Raw genomic sequence first — 20,988 nt, 5'->3', positions numbered from 1 at the left:
AAAATTGGCGAGTCCTATTTTTGTTTTTCTCTTTCCACTAATAACCTTTGCTTCTTATCCCGTTTCAATCGCTTCATAATCCAGTAAAGCTGATACTGTTGGTTTTCAACTAGACTGGCCATGTGCGAACCCGATCTAGTATTCTTTATTCTAGCCATGGAATCACTCCTTAATTTTACAAATAAATGATTTTACCCCCCTTTGTCTAAAAATATGGTCGAGCGCTCAGCGATTGGGACAACCGGTGTAGGGCTTTTTTTATTTTTCGAAAAAATGGGAGGGGGGTATTTATTTTTAGAGAGTAGCTAACACTTTCCCAACTTCTTTAGCATTTTTTTCGCTTTGCTCTGCAATATCCAATCGTGAACATATGTCATCTAGTATTTTTGCATGTCGGTAAAACTTTTCCGTTCCTTCAGCAGTGTGATCTTGTTCGTATTTGTTAAGTACTTCCCTTGATACATTGATTTGCTCCACAAATATTTCTTTAGCATGTTCAGATATATTTATCATTTTCTCACCCCCTTTACGCTTGGAATTAGTAACTCCCTGAATAAAGGCATTGTGTTAGCTGGTGTGTACCCAACTAAATCAATTTTATTTAGATCCCCTGTTGCTTCATTGCTCATCTCATTGGATATGTACTCCAAATAGTTATTGATATGGTTAATTCTTTCATAATGACCATACATTTCTTCAAGACCATCTACTAACTTTTGGTGAATAGGTTTAAGTTCTTCAGCCTTTTCCTTATACATATTTAGCAGGCCTGTTCTTTCTTTTAAATACTTGATGATTTCCTTTTCTATGAGAGCATCAATAGATGAACGTTCAATCATTACTTTGTCAATGTCACTGTCAAATGCATCAATAAACTGTTGTAACGCATCAATGCTTCGTTGTATCTCGATAGCTTTTGCACCATTACCATCCTTCAACATTGTGATTCTTTCTGTTTTGTACTTTTCGATTTCAGATTGATATTCTTCTATTTGCTTACCAATACCGTTTAATTGATCAGTTGTTGATTGTTTAATTTCCTTTACTTGTTTCATTACCATTGCTCATTACCTCCATTTTTATTAGTTGTCGATCTAATTGTTCGATACGATTTCCCATATCTTTTAATTCTTGACCAAATGCATCCCATTCCATATGTTCTCTCCAGTGGTCTTCATCGCTTAGCGTGATGTTTTGCTCCCACACAATCCACTTTAATCTTGGATGATGTTTATCTGTAGTGCAGAAGGTATCTGTATCTCTAGGTGTATTGGTTAGACAAATCTCATAAATAACACCTTCATTTTTGTAAATTCGTTCATTACCCTCCACACCACACTTGCTTTCATTCTTCAAATCCCTAGTACGCTTCATTTTTTTATACATATAACTGCATTGACGTAACTTTCTTTGTTTTACGTACCTAAAAATACGGTTTCCATGCTCATTTTTAGGTGAAAATCTGAAGAATAATAACCCATCTTTTTCAACTAAAATCAATTCTCCATTCTCACTTTGCGTTAGGATACTGGTGATAAACTCCTTTGGTTCATGTCCAAGTGTAAAAGCGATATCCTTGCTATATCTGACTTTTTCATCATTTAGATAGCAAAAATCTGTTAAACCTTTTTTCACGTCAACGTAAACATTTTTAAAATCAGCAGCTAAGCCATAAATGTATTTTTCTATTTCTCTCATCTCCTTAAAAATAAACCGACCTTTTATATTCGCCTTTTGTCCTTTTGAAGTTGAATGTTATATTTTTCAATCATTCGAAGGTTATCGACATTTTCACGATCTATCACTAAATCGTAAGATCCTCTGTATGGCAAGTCGATACAATGCGCTGAAACGTTCCCTTCTTCAGCTGCATGAATATGACGTTGATTACAGATGACACACCTTTCAACAACTGAATATAATTCAGTAGGTTTTGAATAAGTTGTTTCTTTGAGTGTGAATATGTTTTGTTTTATCAAATTTAGTTCCTCCTTTTCATTGCCCTTATTGCTGACTTATTGCCGACTAAGCAATAAGGGAAAACTGTTGATATTACTAAGTTTTTTAGTTCTTTTATTCTATTTATTGCTTTATTGCTACTTTAAAAGAAATATATAAAAAGTGGTATGTCTATTTGCCTTAACACCCTATATATATAGAAGTAGAGTAAATTTCAGCAATACGGCAATATAGCAATAAATAGTTTTGAAACCTTTGATATTACTGGGTTTATCTTATTGCTATTGTTATTGCTCTCTTGTTGCTTTATTGCTATTTCTTGATTTTTGACTTGAAACCCTTAACAGTTTTCCATGAACCGCTCTCACTTATTGTTTTATCTTTCCATTCCATATTAAATTTCGTGTTAACAACTTCTTTAAACTTCTTTGTTTCCATTGGCGGAATGCGATTTTCACGACACCAATTCTCATAATCCGTTAGTGTTCGAGAACCACGCACATCATTAAAGTATTCTTCATCAAATTCATGGAAAAAGTCAGCGACTGGATCATTGTGTTCCGCAAATGCACTTATTGCTTCTTGCGCTCTATCATTTACAGTTAATTTGTCCGACGATGGATTGTTCATCATTCGTTTTAGAGCATCTATTGCTAGCTTCAAAACATATTCACTAGCTGAAGCACTAGCGATTAACCGCATACTTTCCTCATCTGGCAAACATTCTTCATCCAGTGAAAAGTTATGATCAAAAGGAATAATGTTCAACCTTCGATTAATTGCATTACCACTCTCATTAAGATTAGGGAAATGGTTACTAGCAATAATGAATGTTGCACTTAGACGGACCGTTTCAGAATCTCTTCCTTTTTTCTCGATTTCTGCAAAGCCACCAGTGACAATTGTTTTCAAAAGTCCACTATCCTCTATCAAAGATTCCGGATTATCGTCCACAATATTTGCTAGCTTGCCAAATACAGAAGATCCGGCAAATGCGTTGCTCGCTAGTTTCTGGGGTGTTACCGCTGAAATGTTTCCGCCGTCTTTATTAAAAGTTTGATGTATCAAGTTCAAAATTGATGATTTTCCGTTATGAGCACTTCGACCAAGTAGATAATGAATTTTGGGAACTAGTACACCTGGGTACAGAACACATGCAAAGATTTCTTTAATATTTTCAATACTGGCTGTGTGCCCTCTTGTCACTTTCTCTAAAGTGGATTCAACGAAAGCATCATAGGCATTAGGCTTATATTCAACGGGTATTTTTTGTAAAACAAAAACATCTGGATTAAACGGTTCTATTTCAAAAGTTTTAAAATTCAAAATGCCGTTTTTTAAGGCAATATAATTTTCATTTACTTTATTAATGATTGGCGACATATCTGTTATGAAATTGTGGACCTCTTTTATTTGTCCGCTTTTTAAATCTTCGTCAAACTTTCGAATAATACCGTTAATCTGTCGACCTGATTTATCTTGTTCATATATCCCTTTTTTAGGATTGTAATAATATAAATCACTGTGAGGACTTGGATATCGTACAATATGAAATTTCTCCAAGACTTCTTTTGCTAATACCTGATGTAAGAATGATAAAGTTCCATTTCCGTTAGGACGCCACCAGGAACCTTTTATTTTCTCTTCTTCACCTTTAGGAGGGTTAAATGTATTAGCGCAATCCTTAATAGCCTTCATTATTTGTTCATTACCATACGTGGTACCATTTTGTGGCCTGTCAAATTTTTCGCGCATTAGGGAAGATTTTCGATAAATGCTATCCATCATTGCATAATCGCAGTTGGTCCAAAAAGCTAAATCATTTAAAAATGCTAAATCCGCACTTGAAAAATCATTTTTATATTTAGCCTCCCAACCTCCCTGTAAAAAACTTTTGAATCGTTCGCCTGTTTTAGGACTATTACAAGCTATCTTAGTAATTTCTACTTCAGATAAAGCAGCTCTTCCGAAACTATCATTCCTTTGAGTTACAAAAGATTGGACCTGTTCTTCTCGTTTGAATACTTTTTCTATAAAAGCGTTAATTTTAGGTCCTTCGTTAATGGATAAATCGTTTGTACTTTCTGCTGTGAAGGTTATAAATCTTTTGCTAGAATAGATTTCATAACCTAATTTAGTATTTTTGTTTTTAAATTTATCGTTGTCATGCTTGTATTTAATCCATATGTGAATACCTGTTCCACTAGGGGAAAGTTCAGCATATGATAGGTCCGTAATTTCTTGCGCTAAGGCAGGTAAAACTTCCACACTATCAAGTCCATCTATATCAATCACACAATATGGATCATTATCAGATAAGACAAAACCAATTCCTTCGCCACTTCCATTCAAATACGCTTCTTTAATATTTTTAAATGGTCCCCATGTATGAATATTGGTAGAATCCGCTTTATCTTTTCCATTTGCTTGATATGGCACTTTATCGAATTGCTTACGTTTTTCATTCCATTCAGCTCGCCATAAGACCCAATTTGGAATCTGTTGTAATTCTTCTGGCACGTTTTCTATTACTGGTTCAAGTATTTTATCTTTTTCAATTATTGCCATATATCCTTGCCTCCTTCCTGTGACAATCCTTTTATCTGTATTTTTACTTGGTTGTAGTTGGTTTTTCCCTTCGATTGAAAGGAAAGTCACATTAGAAGTGTGTAAATCCCTTTATTTTTATTGCATATATTTTACCGTTATGGTTATACTAGTATTAGAAGTTTAACTTTTTGCTCTTTACTCATTCTCAGTGGGTAATGAGCTTTTTTTCTTCGTCCAATTCCGCAACCTTAGTTAATTCACGTAATAGGCGTTGTGACTCGTCAATTCGCTTGTATTCCTCGTTGATTTCTTTCAGCAAGCGAAACATTAGACTATCTACCATTTGTAAAATGTCATTATTGTCCCACAAGAAGTACTGTTGACAATCACCTACATACTTGTCTTTTGCTTCAGATGCCATCCTTCCTAAAACATTTCTAGCGTGTTCTAAATCTTCGAGTAAAACACCCAACGAACCGATATTATTGGCTAGGTCTAATGCAAGTCCTTCTGCTGTGTAGTTTTTATTTTTCATTCTCCAAAACCTCCATATTCAATAAAAATCTTTCCTTGTAGCCCTGCGCTTTCTCGACAAGGTCATCACGGCTTGTCCCTTCCAATTGCTTTGAACTCTGCATTTCGCCGGTTCGGTTGTCCGTTATTAGCACTGAACCTATGTGTAAATTCGTTGTTAAGCCGATGTTTAACTCAAAATTGAATCTGCTCATTGTCGTTTCTTCCTCACCTTCTTTTTTTCTTCTACTTCCACCGCATTATTTTTAATCCACTGTTCATCCAACCAAACTTTTTCACCGCACTTCACACATTTGTATAGATGATGATTCGCTTCTGGTAAATCCTCATACGTTTCAGATTTACCCGTAAATTTAGAGATTGTTTTAATATATTTCTGCGGACTACAACCAGGACAAATATCGTTTACATATTTTGATGGTTTAAACATTTGATTTCCTCCTCTTTTTTTAGAAAATTGCTATTGCTGTGATGATTAAACAAGCTGCATATCCACCATAGAATACTGTGAAATCTGTTGGATGTATTTTTTCTTCACCGAAAAAGTAAACGTGTATTCTTTTCACTGTGGAAGCCCTCCATTCTGCTCTAATCGCCCTTGCCCGGCATTTATATTTTAAATTTCGCTATGAAGTCATCTAAATCTCTTGTATCAATTATGCGAACACCTTCAATACAACTAACCGGTAACTTATATTTCTCGATCCACATTTTTAGAGTCCCTAGTGAAACGGAAGCGTACTCGCTACATTCTGAAACTCGTAAATATCTTTTCTGATTCTTATCCTGAACCAAAACTGCAACTGTCTTCATGATCTGTTCTACAATTTCATTCTTCATTTCTTGCTGAGTTTCTACAGAAAAAATACTTGTCAACTTTACTCACCTCCTTAAATTTTGTTTAACTTTTTCAACCATTATCAGCAAAAAAAATATCATTTATAGATAGGTTTAAGTTTTCAGCAATTCTTTTAGCTAATAATGGCGATGGATTACTCTTCCCTCGTATAACCGTTGATAGATATTGATTAGTAACATCTACTTTTACACTAAATGATTTTAGAGTATCTCCTTGTAGAGCTATTCGAGATTGTATTTTTTCGTGATCTTTAATTTTTAATTTTGTCATTTGATGTCACCTCCTGCCCTTCTGTTTTCTATACTATATCATATGTTTAACTTTTTCAACCATTTTGTTTAACTTTTTTGTTTATTTTTTCAATCATTTAACCTATACTATATTTAACGACAGGAGGTTTGATTAATTTGAGTGAGCAAAACAACTCTTTTGGATCAGAACTAAAGAAACTGAGGAAAAATAAAAAGTTAACTGTAAGAAGCCTTGCTGACCTATCAGGTACTTCACATTCATACTTATCTCAAATTGAAAATGAAAGAGTGAATCCTCCAAAACCAGATATGATAAAAAAGATTGCAAAAGGTCTTTCTTCAAGTTCAAGTAGATTTGAATATTTCGAGATATTTGATTTTCTTATGAAGAAAGCTGGGTATGTTCTCAACGAGAAAATGTATAAAATATATGATGAAGTTTTTGACGAGGATTCTCAGAGTCCTAACAATGATAATCCATTTATTGGCAAACGATATATCAATGGCGAAATAATTAAAAACGGAAAATTATCCATTTCATTAAGTGAATATCTTTTAAATCCAGAAATAGAAATTACATTAAATGAAAAAACTTTAACTGAAGAAGATAAGTTAAAACTTTTGGAAATAGCCAATACTATATTTTATTAATAATAGTACCTCTCCCCTAATTGCCCTTGCCCGGACATATAAGGAGAGAAACAAAGTGACGACTATAAAAAAATACACAAAAAAAGAAGGTTCTACCGCCTACATGTTTAATGTTTATCTTGGAACAGATCCCCTTACCGGAAAACCAAAACGTACAACTAGACGTGGTTTTACTTCTATGAAAGAAGCCAAACTTACACTAGCTAGGCTAGAGCTTGATATAGAAGCAAACGGTTTTAAATCGAAAAAAAAGATGAGTTTTAAAGAGGTATATGAATTGTGGTTAGAAAACTATAGACATACTGTGAAACTTTCAACCGCTAATACCACAGTAAATATGTTTAAAGTGGCCATACTTCCTAAGTTCGGTTCTCTTTCTATAGAAAAGATTAATACATCCTATTGTCAAAAGGTTATTAATGAATGGTCCAAGCATTATGTAAACTTTAGAACGTATTCGAGTTATGTAAAATTGGTCCTAGATCACGCAACTGTATTAAAAATTATAGATGACAATCCAATGAGAAAAATCATCAAGCCTAAACCAGTGGCGAAAGTGGACAAAGAAGAAAAACTAGAAAACTTTTATGATAAGCAGCAACTTGAACATTTCTTGAATACCATTGAAAAAAATGAAAACATGAAAGTATATGTTCTATTTAGATTGCTTGCTTTCACTGGAGGAAGAAAAGGCGAGGTATTAGCTTTAACGTGGGATGATATTGATTTCAAGGAAAAAACAATTCGCTTCAACAAGACAATTGCTGTGACTGAAAACTCTTTGAAACACCTACAGACTCCTAAAACAACTCATTCTAAGCGTGTTGTTAGTGTGGATGACAAAACCTTAGCAACTTTAGAGAAGTGGCGGAAACTGCAAACCAAACTACTTTTAACATATGGAATTAATGCAGCCTTTAATCCGAATCAACCTGTATTAACTTCCACAGATAAAAGAGCTGTAGACGGCTACCATGTGACCACCTATCCTAACTATATGCTTAAAACATTGATAGAGAAATATGAATTCCCACATATTACAATACACGGCTTCAGGCATACACATGCTTCACTTCTTTTTGAAGCTGGAGCAAGTATAAAAGATGTGCAGGATCGCATAGGACATACCGACATAAAAACAACCATGAATGTGTACACACACGTTACGCAAAAGATGAAAGATAACACTGCTGAAAAGTTCGCAAAATACATCAACTTTTGATATTTGGTATTCAAATTGGTATTCAGTCCATTTCATAAGTCAAAATAATTATGTTATAAATTGAGTTATATCAAGGGTTTGAAACGTTATTATCACACTTGAAAAATTCTATTCGATGAAACATTACGTTTGTTGAAGGAAAGTAAAGAATAAGATAAATAACATGTATGCAGCATCTCTATTATTGAGGTGCTGTTTTTTTGTGCTTGAATTTGTATGAATAGCGCACTACTTTCCTCCTTCAATTTGCTATAACCTATATGTCCTATATGACACTTGTCATACTTAAGACTTGACGTTTATGCCTACTACTAATTGGTGGTTTTTCTTATAATTAAAATAATAATTCACATCAGGAGGAATATTATGAGCAGAGAAAAAACACTAGCATTACGTAAAAATGTAAAACCCTTTGAAAACTCCGAAATGAAAAAAAGTATTATTCAAATAATTAACACTATCCCACCATTCTTTATTTTATGGTTTTTAGCTTATATAAGTTTAGATGTGTCTGTTTGGCTAACCGTTGCTTTGTCTGTTATCGCTGCTGGATTTGTCGTTCGGGTATTCATCATCTTTCATGATTGTACACATGGTTCTTTCTTCAAAAATAAAAAGGCCAATGATATCACTGGTACAATTACCGGAATCATTTCGCTTTTCGCTTATGAAAAATGGAAACGTGAGCATAATATCCACCATGCTACTAGTGGAAACTTAGACAAACGTGGAGTCGGCGATATATGGATGATGACAGTCGAAGAATACATTGAAGCATCACCGATGAAACGTCTTTCTTATCGTCTCTATAGAAATCCAATCGTTATGTTCGGTTTAGGACCAGCATTGCTGTTCTTATTTAGCAATCGCTTTAACCGGAAAGGTGCCCGTAGCAAAGAACGTAACAATACGTATTTAATCAATATTTCTGTAATTGTTATTTATGCGTTGATGATTTGGTTAATCGGATGGCAAGCATTTGCGATCATCCAAGGTACTATCCTCTTCGTTGCAGGTGCTTTTGGAATTTGGTTATTTTATGTACAGCATCAATTTGAGGATTCTTATTTTGAAGATGAATCCGAATGGGATTATGTAAAAGCAGCTATAGAAGGAAGCTCTTATTACAAGTTGCCTCGAGTTTTACAATGGGTAACTGGAAATATCGGATTCCACCATGTGCATCACCTAAGTCCAAGGGTTCCTAACTATAACTTAGAAAGAGCTCATGATTCTACACCACCTTTACACCAAGCTACTACGATTAATTTACGGAAGAGTTTTGAGTCTATCCACTTCCGACTATTTGATGAAGCTAATAAAAGTTTTGTGAACTTCAAAGAGATAAAACACTTATTGGATATTGATAAGTTAAATTCAAAAAACTCAACTTTAGAAAGCAAGTAAAATTTCTGTAAAAACCATTCCCAGAATTACTTAGGAGTGGTTTTTTCATTATAATGGATTAAGCATACATAGGTAAGAAGGTGAAATACGTGTCCAAATGGTATCAAATATTCCCGAAATATCCCTGGCTAAGTATTTATGCTTGGATTGTTTTTTGCATTTTCCCTTTCTTTTTTATATTTAGATCCACCGGTCCGTTAGAAATTGTAATAGGATTAGCACTAACATTGCTATTTTTTATTGCGTACCGATTCTCTTTTTCAACCAAAGGCTGGTTATTATATTTTTCTGTCGCATTAGAAATTTCCATCAGTGTTTGGATGACTTATTTGTATGGTTACATATATTTCTCCATCTTCTTATCTTTTCTAATCGGCAATATAAGAAGTCGATTAAGCTTCTTTGTTATTTATAGTATTCATTTAGCCGCTACTATTGTAGCCGTAATTATAGGTTTTTTTACTCAGATGGATTTATTTCTCTCTCATTTACCTTTTCTAATTATTTGTTTAATAGGTGTTATCTTATTGCCTTTTAATTCATATACGCGAAATCAGCGGGAAGCACTAGAAGATCAATTAGAAGTAGCACAAATAAAAATTTCTCAATATATTATTATTGAGGAAAGAGAACGAATTGCAAGAGATTTGCATGACACACTTGGTCAAAAGCTCTCACTAATAGGACTGAAGAGTGATTTAGCCAGTCGATTAATCGAAAAAAATCCACAAGCTGCGAAAACGGAAATATTAGATATTAACCAGACGGCACGTTCTGTATTAAAAGAGGTTCGAGAACTCGTAACAAATATGCGTGGAACGAAATTGGAGGATGAACTATTCAGGATCAATCAAATCCTTAAAGCCGCACAGATAAAGTGTACCGTTACTGGCACACCTAAGTTAGTGAATACTCCTCTACTTGTAGAAAACGTACTCAGTATGTGTTTAAAAGAAGCAGTAAATAATGTAGTGAAGCATAGTGGCGCTTCTACTTGTTCCATATCTATTAAACAATCTGCAAAAGAAACATTGCTAAAAGTGTATGACAACGGAAAAGGTTTGGAAGAGAAAGTAAATTGGTCGAAAGGACATGGGCTAATTGGCATTAAAGAAAGACTAGAATTTGTGAATGGAACACTAGATATTCATTCGAAAAACGGAACTACACTGAATATACGAGTTCCAAATGTTATACAACAACCCAGTCAGGAGGAATAGACATGATACGAATTGTCATTGCAGAAGATCAACGAATGGTGCTAGGTGCTCTAGGTTCACTACTCGATTTAGAAGAAGATATGGAAGTTGTCGGTAAAGCTAATAATGGTGAAGAAGTATTGAAACTAATTGAACAATTGCAACCTGATGTTTGTATTATGGATATTGAGATGCCTATTAAAACTGGTCTGGATGCAGCGGAAGAACTAAAAGAAAGTGATTGTAAAGTTATTATATTAACCACATTTGCAAGGTCCGGATATTTCGAGCGTGCACGTAAAGCTGGCGTTAATGGGTACTTATTAAAAGATAGTCCAAGCGAGGAGTTAGCTAACTCTATTCGTGTTATTATGGATGGTCGTCGGATATATGCTCCTGAGCTTGTTGATATGGCTTACGAGGAAGAAAACCCTCTTACAGAGCGTGAAAGTCAGGTTCTTGCGTTAATTGCAAATGGAAAAAACACAAAAGAGATTGCCAGTGAACTGTTTATCACAACAGGTACTGTCCGCAACTATATCTCCGTAATCTTAGATAAACTAGACGTTGGAAATCGAATAGAAGCCATTTCCAGATTTAAAGAAAAAGGATGGTTTAAATAGTTTATAGAAGCAGCAGAAGGCCAGGTTGCAAGGTTCTATCATATACTGCAAGAGTTTGAAATAATAAAGTAAGTTTAATACCTCCTCTTCCAGGGTAGATAAATAGTAGAGTTAAAAATTGGAGGAGGAATACACATGAGTGGATTATCTGACAAAGCAAAAGGTGCAGTGAACAAAACAAAAGGTGAAGCAAAAGACCAATTCGGTAACGCAACCGACAATCATAAATTACAAGCAGAAGGTAAAGTAGATAAGTTAAAAGGTGAAGTGCAGCAAAAAGTCGGAGAATTAAAAGATCGTTTCGACCGTAAAGACGAACGGTAATAAAAAAAGACCGCTGACTATATTTTTAGTCAGCGGTCTTTTCATTTTATATACTTTTTAATGTTACAAGGACAATCTCGGGTGAATTGAACACTCTTATGGGAATTACACTATTCCCTAATCCCCTACTTACAATCATATGTGTAGTGTTTTTGGTGTACATTCCAGCAGTATAGCTAGGAAACAGACCCTGACCGGGAGCAAATAGTCCACCTAGACCAGGAAGACGAAACTGGCCACCGTGTGCATGTCCAGAAAAAACAATATCCAATTCAGAATCTACGTAGTCTTGAAAAGCCTCAGGTCGATGGGAAAGTACTAAAGTGAACAAATCGGTTTTCTCAAATTGACTTAAAGCCTCTTTTACTAGAACCCCATTAATAGGATCTTCAATACCAATAATTCGAATGTTTTCCCCATTATGCTCTATCACTTGCTCTTCATTTGATAGTACATTTACTCCTAGTTCAGTTAAAGTACTCTTTATATTCTCGGTATCATTCGTAGCGATTTCATGGTTTCCCGTCACATAGTAAATGGGAGCAAGGTCTATAATTGGCTTTACTAATTCTAAGCTTTGATCCAAATTATATCGGTTACTATCAACTAGATCTCCAGTGATAAAAATAAGGTCTGGTTCTGTTTTCTTTACCTTTTTTACTAGTTTCTCCTGATTGTCTCCGAAAGTCCCATCATGCAAGTCCGAAATTTGCAGTATTTTTACTCCATCAAAACTAGCTGGTAGTCTATCTGACTCCACAGTAATTTCAGTAGTTTGAATCCAACTATTACTTATGTACAACAAAACGCTAACTATTATAACAAACATTAATAATTTCTTCATTTATTTTCTCCTAATATCACGGACTTATAATTCCTACTCGGTAACCAATATACTCATTTTTTAACAGTTCATTTACAGTGAATAAGGCAGTATCTCCAGTTGTGGTTTGCACCGCATTCGCTGGCAGCATATTCCGCAATGCAATATATTCATCAGTTGCAGCTCCTACTGGTAAATAAGTCGGGCAAATAATTGTCCAATCGAGTAAAGTATCTTTTAAAAGCTCAAACACTTTATGATGTTCCTGCGCGGCTGTTGTGGATTTACGCTTTGATTCGGATGATTGATATCGAAGAAGCCCGGGTTCTGCTCTACTATCCAATATGCCGGCAGTACCAATTGTAATAATTCTCTTTATTTGTTGCTTTTCCATATTGGAAATTATATGTGTGATTGCTTCTGTTAATACGGTTGTCTTATCTGTGCCGAGTGCACTTATAACTGCATCTACTCCAGCCAATGTTCCTACAATATCTGCAGTATTTCTTGCATCGCCTTGTAGGACGGTTAAACCAGCACGAGGTTGCACTTTTTCAGGGTTTCTTACCAATGCAGTAACCTTTATATCTTTTTCAAGTAATAAGGTGAGAATAACTTGTCCCACACGTCCAGTTGCTCCAAAGAGTGCTATTTTCATCTATGCCACCTCCTTTTTTCTAAAGATCAAAAAGAATATGCTGTTGACTTATTATCTGTCTCTAGGCTTGTACTTTCTTAGTATAACATCAAAAAGAGTATTCCTTCTTTTACAAAGGAACACTCTTTCATGTCGAACTATGTTATTTCCCAGGAAATAATTAATAGCTATTTAAAGAAAAGATAAATGCAAAAACTGCTCCATAAAAAATAAGCATTAGCACAATACCAATTGCCATCCAAATAAGTGAAGCTCGAGCATAATTACGTCTTGAATCGGGATTTCCAAAACCCCAGATGAACAGCATGACAATATTAACAATTGGTATGATCAAAATAAGCATTGTAATTAACCAATCCCCAACTGTCATGTCTATTCCTTTCTTTTCAGGGGTGTTATATCCCTGGTCTTGATCCTTTTCTAAATCCACTAATATCCCCCCTTTTCGACTTTCCCTAGACATTTTAGTGCCTATCTTAATATTATGACAGATTCCCAGAAAAAGACTACCTTGTAAGAATTATTCTATCTTCAGTAAACTCATAGGAGTTACAATTCCAATTAATTTTTCACTTGCTTTTCCATCTTCTGTTATAAGAAGTGCTTCTAAGCGTCTCCCACGAATTACAGCGGCCTTAAATATTTCTACAGCTTCAAATACGGACGCCTCCGCTTGTACAAATCGATGATTATCCCTATTACTTTCATGTGCTAGTATTTCTGATAACATTGTTCTTTTTCTCGAAAAGGATTCAGAATCCACCTTACTAGCCATCCACTTAGTAATCCCTACCGGGGTGATAAGTCCTTTAAAGGTTTTCCCTTTGTATACAGGAAATTGATTGTACTTTTTATCTTTGATGACCTTTAAGGCATAGCTAAGTGAATCCGTCTCCTGAAAGATCGTTACATTTGTCCGGAACATTTGAGCGACTGTAATCGGTTTGGCTAACGCCCCTTCAATTTCCTCCATTTTTGCCACAACTTCATCATGAGGTTCTGCAATGGCAAATTCCAAAGAAGTACGATGGTGAACAATGGCATTTCTTAAATCCCCATATTCTCGTAAATCTGCCTCGTATCTTCTAATAATGGCATTTTTCTTTTTAGCAAAGTCAATTAATCGAAAGAATGCCATATGTTCATTCGTACCAATTAGGTCTTTCATCAATTGATCTATTCGGTTGTAAGATACTATAAATCGATCAGAATTACGAGTTGCCACCAATTCACCCCACTACTATATTTTTGCTTTAGATACATTTCTCTTAGCTAGATAAACCGCTAATACTACTAACAACACAACTACCACTACCGTTACAGTCAAACTCCAGAAAAATGGTGTTTTGTCTAAATTTCCATTTAGAATTTGCCCTGCATACATTGGTAACTTCCAAGGTGAAATGGTCCAATAAGTACCTAACAGACTATCCACTAATTGCACAACTACTAGTAAGAGTATGGATACAACAGAAGCTATTCCTGTAGAGAAAGCCGCACTGGAACAAATCACAACACAAATAGCAAATAACAACCAAATACTATACGTTCCTAAGAACCCAATAAACGCAACTGCATCTACCGCTCCATACAAAACATTCGTATAATAGACATTCGCTAAAAGACCAATACATGCGCTTCCTATTATCAAGATGCCCATAATAGCTAATTTACTAAACACATATCCTGTATAAGAAATCGGTCTTACATATAACATAGTAGCCGTCCCATTTTTCCGTTCCCTAGCAATGATTCCAGCAAATCCAAACGCCACAATTAACATCCCGATAAATTGATACTGACCAATTGTCGACATAATTATTTGATCAGGTGTATACTCGGGCAGCTGAAAAACCATATCACTAGGCACATTTCCGACGGCATTTAAAATTTGTGGCAAATAATAATAAGTTAACGGTTCAGAAATACCAAATAATATAAACACGAGAGGTATCCAAAGAATTTTAAAGTTACGAACGTTTTCACGCCACTCTTTTCGAAACAGTATAGAGAAATTATTCATGCTTATTCACCACCTGCAAAAAGATTTCTTCTAAGGTGGCAGACGCTCGCTCTACCTTTGATAATTGTAGATTACTCTTAGCAAGTACCTGTAATACTTCATTCATCCCTGGTTTGTTTTCCTCCAAATGTATTAAAACAACCTCATTTTCCTGTCTAGCTGGCCATGGGCTCATTTCGACAAACTTTGCTGCTTCCTCCGTGTTTACAAAGAGGATTTTAAACAGTGGATTTGCATACTTGTCTCGTACTTCCCTCAACGATCCTTGCTCCACTAATTGCCCTTTTCTTAAAAACAACAACTGATCGGTCATTTCCTCGGCATCATTTAAAATATGAGTGGAATATAAAATAGTCGTATGTTCTTGTAATTCTTTCAGTAGATTCATAATTTCACGTCTACCCATCGGATCTAAAGCAGATACAGGTTCATCTAACAAAAGCAATCCAGGTTTATGAACAATTGCTTGCGCTAACCCAAGTCGTTGCTTCATACCTCCTGAAAATGTCCCTGTTTTTTTGTTTTTCGCATCTGTTAAACCCACAAAATCGAGTGTTCTTTCTGCCTGTGATTTAGCATTTTTCCCATCTAATCCGCTTAACTTTGCTACCATTTCTGTAAATTCGAGTGCCGTTAACCACGAATAAAATTGTGGATACTGTGGCAAGAAGCCTATTTCTCTTCGAATATCTCCCTTTAAATCTGCACCAATCACTACCGTTCCACTCGTTTGTTTTAAAAGTCCCGCTAACATAGACAACGCGGTTGTCTTACCAGCACCATTTGGTCCAATCAAAGCCGTAGCAGTGTTTTTATTTAGTGAAAAAGTAACTTGATCTAATGCTTTTTCTTTGCCATATTCCTTTGTTAACCCATGCACATGAAGTAGTGTTTTCATTCATTTCGCCTCCCCACAATAAAATAAATAACAGGTCCAATTATACTGAAACAGATAATAATAAGTGCCCACATCCACTTCGGGCCGTTGGTGTACTTTACGCGGTACAAATCAATTACTGCCACAATGATTAATAATAGTTGAATGATTAATACAGGTAAGATGAGCATCCAAGGTATTGAATTCAAGTCCATAGTTATTTCCCCCTTTCTCTTTCTTCTATTCTACTATATATAGAACAGAAAAGTTTCAACTATTTTTTAATTTTTCTATTATTTATCGTTCTATTTTTTCTTTGGTATAATTAAGAGTTGGAAGGTGAATATGAAATGAAAACATTAATCAGGAAAGCTAATAAAGAAGATGCATATGAAGCTATTCCACTTATAATGGAAGCTATTGGAGACATCTCAATGCAAATGACTGGTGAAACTGAAGAAGCTGCCATTACCAAAGAATTCATACAACTATTTACACGTACCGATAATCGACATTCCTATTTATATACGTATATCGCAGAAATGAATGGACATGTTGCAGGAGTATTGGTTTTTTATACCGCTGAACAGTCAATTACCCTCGACGCAAATTTAGAAGCCTATCTATCTAACAAGAAAGGTACTGTCGTCACAATCGACCCCGAAACTGCCCCTGGAGAGTGGTATATCGACACGGTTGTAGTTGACCCGACATATCGTGGCCATGGTATAGGTACTAAATTACTTGGCTATGCTGAGCAATTAGTAAAGAATTCAGGTGGCGGGAAACTAGCCTTGAATGTAGAGCTTGAAAAAGATGCCGCAATTCGCTTGTATAATCGTCTGGGATTTGTTACCCTATGTCCTTGGACAATTATTGGTGAGCCTTTTCATCATATGGTTAAAGCCATAGTCGCAGATTAAAGGAGAAATTTTTATGAAATTATGGATTTATCCCCTAATGGTTGTATTTGCTGCAAGTTGTTATGGGACTTTATCAACTATGGTTAAACTAGCAATCGGTGACGGCTATACAGCCTCTGAAGCGATTTCTAGTCAATATATTGTTGGATTTATGTTGGCGTTTATTTTTTACCTAGTTACACAACGAAAACTTCCACGCTTATATGGAGGTTATAAGGTCATTTTACTGGCTGGTGTATTTACCGCTACTACAGGAATTGTATATGGGATGTCACTTATATACTTGCCTGCCTCTCTTGCAGTAGTTATGCTGTTCCAATTTACATGGATTGGAACGCTTATAGATTGTATTTTGAGAAAAAGACTGCCTTCTAGAGCAGAAACTATTTCTCTGATTATTTTATTTGCAGGAACAATTTTAGCCGCTGGTGTTCTTGATGTCGATTTAAGTGGTATCGACTGGAGAGGCTGGGTTTATGGTTTTGCAGCAGCTCTTTCATTCTCCCTAAATATGAATGTTAACACGAAGCAAGTCGAGGGCATGAATACAACAACCCGTCTACTATTCGTCTCTTTTATCGCAATGATAATAATATTTTTCTTCCAGAGCCCAGAGATTGTATGGAACGGAAAACTCTTTACAGAACCGTTACTATTTTATGGACTAGCTCTCGGACTATTAGGGATTATTATTCCGATTTACTTCTTTGTCATTGCAGTACCTAAAGTCGGTGGCGCAGTTTCTTCTATCTTGAGCGCTATGGAGTTGCCGGTCGCTGTTCTCGTTTCAGTACTTGTATTGAGTGAAGCACTATCATGGCTACAAGTTCTAGGAATAATCGTGATTTTATTTGGTATGTGTATTCCAACAATCGCCACCATTTCGAAGAACAAAAAACGTAAAACTACTATATAATTTAACAAAAAGAGACTAATTCTTACAAGAATTAGTCTCTTTTTGTCTTTTAGATGTCACACGTATATAGAAAAATCACTAATCCCTGCATAAGGTGTCTTATTCTTTATCTTTTCTTCCAAGTCTAGTAAAGTATAACTTTGCCATTCCTCTAAATTATTTTTATCCCATTTCCGAGTAAATAGTTGGTATAAAAAGATCTCTCTCAGTTTTAGGAATATAGGAATTTGTTCGACAATGTCCTCATGAAGCAAGTTTTCTGTTTGATATCCGGTAAGAAAATGATCCATAAATGTCCGTGGAAAAGCTTTTATATTGCCATTGTAAGAGCTATGTTGCCAATATGCATGATAGAAGGCCACCGCAATATCTTGCGCATACCAATTATACGCACAGTCATCAAAGTCAATCGTAGTAATCGTATTATCACTAGTAATGATTAGATTTCCTTGATGAAAGTCATTATGAATCAAACCAAATGTACTTTCCGTGCTTTCAAACGCCCAAAGGCTATGCATCAACCTGTCATAGTAATCCTTTAACCATGAGGATAAGTTTTCCCTAATATCAAACACATCAGTATTCTCAACTGTCCAAGCAGGTCGATATAGCTTTTTCACTTCAAAATTTTTAGATAGAACATGCATCCTACCTAAGGTCTTTCCCCATTGCTCAAATACTTTTTCATTCCAATGTAATACGTTTCTCGCATCCAACATATCGCCCTTAACAAATCCGAAGTACGCCCTTACCCGCCCATTTTCATCTTCCAAATGCATTTCTGGCTTAGGAACGGCAACCTCTTGTTCGTATAGGAAATTCATCCATTCAATTTCCTGTAAAACCATTTCCTTCGTTTTACTAGCATTAGAGATTCTTACTACTTTTCCTATTTCCTCAATGAAAAAAACGTCGTTATGAAACCCTCCATCTAGTCGGATACGATTTTCTCTCATCCCAATTCCCCCTAAAAAGCACTGGACTCCTAAAGTTCCGCATCATATGTTCAACCATCACTTCATTTTACATGTGCTTCCATAAACTCGACTATACCATCCATTAAACCTTCCGCTAATGGAAGTTCGGGATTTGAATAGGTAGCGATATTTCCTTCTCGATTGGCAGGTGCTTCTTTTAATACATGATTCATCTTATCAACAATGAGTAAACCTGAATCGTTTTTTACTTGATGTAATAGTTCCGCATCCTTTACAGAGACTTGAATATCTAAATTGCCATTCACTATGAGTACTGGCCCATTTAACTTTTGCAGTTGTTCTACTGGATTATGTTGTAGCCAGGAAATCATATTTGGTTGAACCGATGAGCGGAATATACTTTGCAATTCCGGACTTACCGTTTTCACTTGCACACCTTGTTTTAATTTTTCGAGAATATTAGTGGATTCTTCCATTAGGTTTGCCGGAAGTTGTGCTTGGAGTTGTTCAAGGAGCACCAGATCAATAGGTCTTCCAGCTCCAGCAATGGAAATGAACACATCTGCTTCTGCTTTTTGGCTAGCCCCCATTCCAATGAGAGAACCTTCACTGTGACCGATTATTCCGACCTTTGAAAAGCGTTCATCATCCTTTGCAAATTGGACCCATCCAGCAGCATCTTCAATATATTGGTCAAATCGCATATCTTCTTCCTTGCCCGCTAAGCTATCATTTTGTCCAACGCCCCTTTTGTCGTAACGGATAGTTGCCACGCCATTTACTGCTAAATCTTCGGCAAGCATTTTCAAGCTATCGTTTTTTCCAGGCAATAATATAGAGTTTCCATTCCGATCGGTAGGACCAGAACCAGCAATAATAACCATAAGAGGGAAAGGTCCTTCACCTCGAGGAATTTCCAATTGACCAGACATGGCTCCATCCTTTACCTTCACTTCAATCAAACTATCTTTTTCTACTTCCTCCTCATTTCCCTTCACTAATTCAAAAGGGAAAGTTTGCCCTTGCTGAGTGAATGTTCCCCTGATTTTTTCTTGTTCAATTTTACCATCAAACGTTAACTTCTGGCCTTGAATATTCATATAAAAAAATAAGTCAGATTCATCTAATTTCACACTTGTTAGTGGATAATCGCTTACTCGCTGTACTGGAATACTAATCGTCCCTTTGTCTGTCTCGAATTTAACGACAATTGGTAGAGGTTGATCGGGAACATTAATGGACCCCTCCCATACACCTTGAATTTTTTCTAATGAACCCATCTCTGAAGCCTCCTCTTTTTCCTTACTACACGCAGCAAGCAATATAAAGATAATTGCTAGTGAAGAAAAAACAATTGTAAATCTCCTCATACAAAATCCCTCCACTTCTGTTCTACATTTAATATAACAGAAGTCTGTTGGGTGGTAAAGTCTGGTGAATTCTATTTTTATATTTTAAATAAAATAAGTAGTAGCGCAGATTAACTGTTCTTCTACTTATTTCTACTTTAAAAGTCATTAAAACAAATATATCAAAACTGATCAACATATCATACCACCTAAAATTATACATAAAAAACAACGGTCTCATTTATTTGGAAAGGATATATGAACTGTATATACATACCTAATGCCAATCCAACTGCTCTTATCCAAGCCTTTCTCACTTGCTTCCTCGAACTCTTTTGCCCTCTACTTTCTCGCGTACTATTTTAGAAAGACTTCCTACGGCTTTACTTATTCTGATCTAGTATAGAACAAACAAAAAAAGCCGCTACCGATATAACTCGGTAACGACTTTTCTTTTGGTGCCTAGCGACGTCCTACTCTCACAGGGGGAAACCCCCAACTACCATCGGCGCTGAAGAGCTTAACTTCCGTGTTCGGTATGGGAACGGGTGTGGCCTCTTCGCCATCATCACTAGACTTACTTGCACAGGATGTGCTGGCTTCGTTGTTGCAACATGGATGTTGCGTACTTAAACGAAGTTCCTTAAATAATGGAAAGACAAGTTTTATTATAACAACTCTATAGAATATTACAAGAGTTATTTATAAAAAATTATTCTTTCAAAACTGGATAAACGACATTGTTACGTTAATCAAATTTGGTTAAGTCCTCGATCGATTAGTATTCGTCAGCTGCACGTGTCGCCACGCTTCCACCCCGAACCTATCTACCTCATCGTCTTTGAGGGATCTTACTTACTTGCGTAATGGGAAATCTCATCTTGAGGGGGGCTTCGTGCTTA

General features: G+C 35.7%; 28 protein-coding genes and 2 rRNA genes. 8 read left to right on the top strand and 22 right to left on the bottom strand.

The genetic code is table 11. The annotated features are described in order from the left end of the window. Positions 1-14: 14 nt before the first annotated feature. The 11 genes from LDK52_RS18220 to LDK52_RS18170 form a co-directional block, all read right to left on the bottom strand. Positions 15-158, bottom strand: coding sequence for a hypothetical protein (locus LDK52_RS18220; protein WP_277587346.1), 144 nt, complete (start codon positions 156-158; stop codon positions 15-17). A 136-nt stretch (positions 159-294) separates the two neighbouring features. Then, on the bottom strand, positions 295-513 hold the full coding sequence (locus tag LDK52_RS18215) for a hypothetical protein (protein WP_277587345.1): 219 nt from the start codon (positions 511-513) through the stop codon (positions 295-297). Next, positions 510-1,061, bottom strand: coding sequence for a hypothetical protein (locus LDK52_RS18210; RefSeq protein WP_277587344.1), 552 nt, complete (start codon positions 1,059-1,061; stop codon positions 510-512). Before LDK52_RS18210 ends, LDK52_RS18215 begins: the two co-directional genes overlap by 4 nt. Beyond that, positions 1,033-1,698, bottom strand: coding sequence for a hypothetical protein (locus LDK52_RS18205; RefSeq protein ID WP_277587343.1), 666 nt, complete (start codon positions 1,696-1,698; stop codon positions 1,033-1,035). The genes LDK52_RS18210 and LDK52_RS18205 overlap by 29 nt, the downstream gene beginning before the upstream one ends. Positions 1,699-1,721: 23 nt before the next feature. After that, complete coding sequence (locus LDK52_RS18200) at positions 1,722-1,979, bottom strand: hypothetical protein (RefSeq protein WP_277587342.1); 258 nt, start codon at positions 1,977-1,979, stop codon at positions 1,722-1,724. 292 nt (positions 1,980-2,271) lie between these two features. Then, complete coding sequence (locus LDK52_RS18195) at positions 2,272-4,527, bottom strand: phage/plasmid primase, P4 family (protein ID WP_277587341.1); 2,256 nt, start codon at positions 4,525-4,527, stop codon at positions 2,272-2,274. Positions 4,528-4,714: 187 nt separating this feature from the next. Continuing rightward, positions 4,715-5,044 (bottom strand): hypothetical protein, encoded by a 330-nt coding sequence (locus LDK52_RS18190; protein ID WP_277587340.1) that lies wholly within the window; start codon positions 5,042-5,044, stop codon positions 4,715-4,717. Continuing rightward, positions 5,034-5,237 (bottom strand): hypothetical protein, encoded by a 204-nt coding sequence (locus tag LDK52_RS18185; RefSeq protein WP_277587339.1) that lies wholly within the window; start codon positions 5,235-5,237, stop codon positions 5,034-5,036. Before LDK52_RS18185 ends, LDK52_RS18190 begins: the two co-directional genes overlap by 11 nt. Then, on the bottom strand, positions 5,234-5,473 hold the full coding sequence (locus LDK52_RS18180; RefSeq protein ID WP_277587338.1) for a hypothetical protein: 240 nt from the start codon (positions 5,471-5,473) through the stop codon (positions 5,234-5,236). Before LDK52_RS18180 ends, LDK52_RS18185 begins: the two co-directional genes overlap by 4 nt. Before the next feature lie 179 nt (positions 5,474-5,652). Continuing rightward, positions 5,653-5,919: a MerR family transcriptional regulator gene (locus LDK52_RS18175; RefSeq protein WP_277587337.1), complete on the bottom strand. Its 267-nt coding sequence runs from the start codon at positions 5,917-5,919 to the stop codon at positions 5,653-5,655. 34 nt (positions 5,920-5,953) lie between these two features. Beyond that, positions 5,954-6,172, bottom strand: coding sequence for a helix-turn-helix transcriptional regulator (locus LDK52_RS18170; protein WP_277587336.1), 219 nt, complete (start codon positions 6,170-6,172; stop codon positions 5,954-5,956). Positions 6,173-6,309: 137 nt separating this feature from the next. Between LDK52_RS18170 and LDK52_RS18165 the strand changes: the two genes are divergently transcribed. From LDK52_RS18165 to LDK52_RS18140, 6 genes are all read left to right on the top strand, one after another. Next, the gene (locus LDK52_RS18165) at positions 6,310-6,804 is read left to right on the top strand and encodes a helix-turn-helix domain-containing protein (protein ID WP_277587335.1); all 495 of its coding nucleotides are present in this window, start codon (positions 6,310-6,312) and stop codon (positions 6,802-6,804) included. 55 nt (positions 6,805-6,859) lie between these two features. Further along, the gene (locus tag LDK52_RS18160) at positions 6,860-8,026 is read left to right on the top strand and encodes a site-specific integrase (protein ID WP_277587334.1); all 1,167 of its coding nucleotides are present in this window, start codon (positions 6,860-6,862) and stop codon (positions 8,024-8,026) included. Positions 8,027-8,392: 366 nt separating this feature from the next. Then, positions 8,393-9,433, top strand: a complete 1,041-nt coding sequence (gene desA / locus LDK52_RS18155; protein ID WP_277587333.1) for a Delta(5) desaturase DesA — start codon at positions 8,393-8,395, stop codon at positions 9,431-9,433. Positions 9,434-9,522: 89 nt separating this feature from the next. Then, positions 9,523-10,653, top strand: coding sequence for a sensor histidine kinase (locus LDK52_RS18150; RefSeq protein ID WP_277587332.1), 1,131 nt, complete (start codon positions 9,523-9,525; stop codon positions 10,651-10,653). Positions 10,654-10,655: 2 nt separating this feature from the next. After that, entirely contained in the window at positions 10,656-11,255 is a 600-nt protein-coding gene (locus LDK52_RS18145) for a response regulator transcription factor (protein ID WP_277587331.1), read from the top strand. Positions 11,256-11,390: 135 nt separating this feature from the next. Beyond that, positions 11,391-11,579, top strand: a complete 189-nt coding sequence (locus tag LDK52_RS18140; protein ID WP_277587330.1) for a CsbD family protein — start codon at positions 11,391-11,393, stop codon at positions 11,577-11,579. Between the two features lie 46 nt (positions 11,580-11,625). Here LDK52_RS18140 and LDK52_RS18135 read toward each other — a convergent pair whose 3' ends face one another. The 7 genes from LDK52_RS18135 to LDK52_RS18105 form a co-directional block, all read right to left on the bottom strand. Further along, positions 11,626-12,423 carry a metallophosphoesterase gene (locus LDK52_RS18135; RefSeq protein ID WP_277587329.1) on the bottom strand — a complete coding sequence of 266 codons (798 nt, stop codon included), beginning with the start codon at positions 12,421-12,423 and terminating at the stop codon, positions 11,626-11,628. A 16-nt stretch (positions 12,424-12,439) separates the two neighbouring features. Then, entirely contained in the window at positions 12,440-13,060 is a 621-nt protein-coding gene (locus LDK52_RS18130; RefSeq protein WP_277587328.1) for an NAD(P)-dependent oxidoreductase, read from the bottom strand. A 160-nt stretch (positions 13,061-13,220) separates the two neighbouring features. Continuing rightward, positions 13,221-13,490, bottom strand: coding sequence for a hypothetical protein (locus tag LDK52_RS18125; RefSeq protein WP_277587327.1), 270 nt, complete (start codon positions 13,488-13,490; stop codon positions 13,221-13,223). A 90-nt stretch (positions 13,491-13,580) separates the two neighbouring features. Continuing rightward, a complete protein-coding gene (locus tag LDK52_RS18120; RefSeq protein ID WP_277587326.1) occupies positions 13,581-14,285 on the bottom strand; it encodes a CBS domain-containing protein in 705 nt (234 codons plus the stop codon). Between the two features lie 15 nt (positions 14,286-14,300). Continuing rightward, positions 14,301-15,083: an ABC transporter permease gene (locus LDK52_RS18115; RefSeq protein ID WP_277587325.1), complete on the bottom strand. Its 783-nt coding sequence runs from the start codon at positions 15,081-15,083 to the stop codon at positions 14,301-14,303. Continuing rightward, the gene (locus LDK52_RS18110; protein WP_277587324.1) at positions 15,076-15,981 is read right to left on the bottom strand and encodes an ABC transporter ATP-binding protein; all 906 of its coding nucleotides are present in this window, start codon (positions 15,979-15,981) and stop codon (positions 15,076-15,078) included. Before LDK52_RS18110 ends, LDK52_RS18115 begins: the two co-directional genes overlap by 8 nt. Beyond that, positions 15,978-16,175, bottom strand: a complete 198-nt coding sequence (locus tag LDK52_RS18105) for a PLD nuclease N-terminal domain-containing protein (RefSeq protein ID WP_277587323.1) — start codon at positions 16,173-16,175, stop codon at positions 15,978-15,980. Before LDK52_RS18105 ends, LDK52_RS18110 begins: the two co-directional genes overlap by 4 nt. A gap of 135 nt (positions 16,176-16,310) precedes the next feature. Between LDK52_RS18105 and LDK52_RS18100 the strand changes: the two genes are divergently transcribed. Next, complete coding sequence (locus tag LDK52_RS18100; protein ID WP_277587322.1) at positions 16,311-16,883, top strand: GNAT family N-acetyltransferase; 573 nt, start codon at positions 16,311-16,313, stop codon at positions 16,881-16,883. Between the two features lie 13 nt (positions 16,884-16,896). Beyond that, a complete protein-coding gene (locus LDK52_RS18095) occupies positions 16,897-17,799 on the top strand; it encodes an EamA family transporter (protein ID WP_277587321.1) in 903 nt (300 codons plus the stop codon). A 56-nt stretch (positions 17,800-17,855) separates the two neighbouring features. Here the strand turns inward: LDK52_RS18095 and LDK52_RS18090 are convergent, their stop codons facing one another. The 4 genes from LDK52_RS18090 to LDK52_RS18075 all read right to left on the bottom strand — a co-directional run. Continuing rightward, entirely contained in the window at positions 17,856-18,755 is a 900-nt protein-coding gene (locus LDK52_RS18090; protein ID WP_277587320.1) for a phosphotransferase enzyme family protein, read from the bottom strand. Between the two features lie 62 nt (positions 18,756-18,817). Next, positions 18,818-20,107 (bottom strand): alpha/beta hydrolase family protein, encoded by a 1,290-nt coding sequence (locus tag LDK52_RS18085; protein WP_277587319.1) that lies wholly within the window; start codon positions 20,105-20,107, stop codon positions 18,818-18,820. Positions 20,108-20,546: 439 nt separating this feature from the next. Next, positions 20,547-20,662, bottom strand: a 5S ribosomal RNA gene (gene rrf, locus LDK52_RS18080). 182 nt (positions 20,663-20,844) lie between these two features. Then, positions 20,845-20,988, bottom strand: a 23S ribosomal RNA gene (locus LDK52_RS18075); the annotation flags it as partial.

Source organism: Psychrobacillus antarcticus (assembly GCF_029533155.1).
Taxonomy (GTDB): Bacteria; Bacillota; Bacilli; order Bacillales_A; family Planococcaceae; genus Psychrobacillus; species Psychrobacillus antarcticus.
This window is presented reverse-complemented; position numbering and strand designations above follow the sequence as displayed.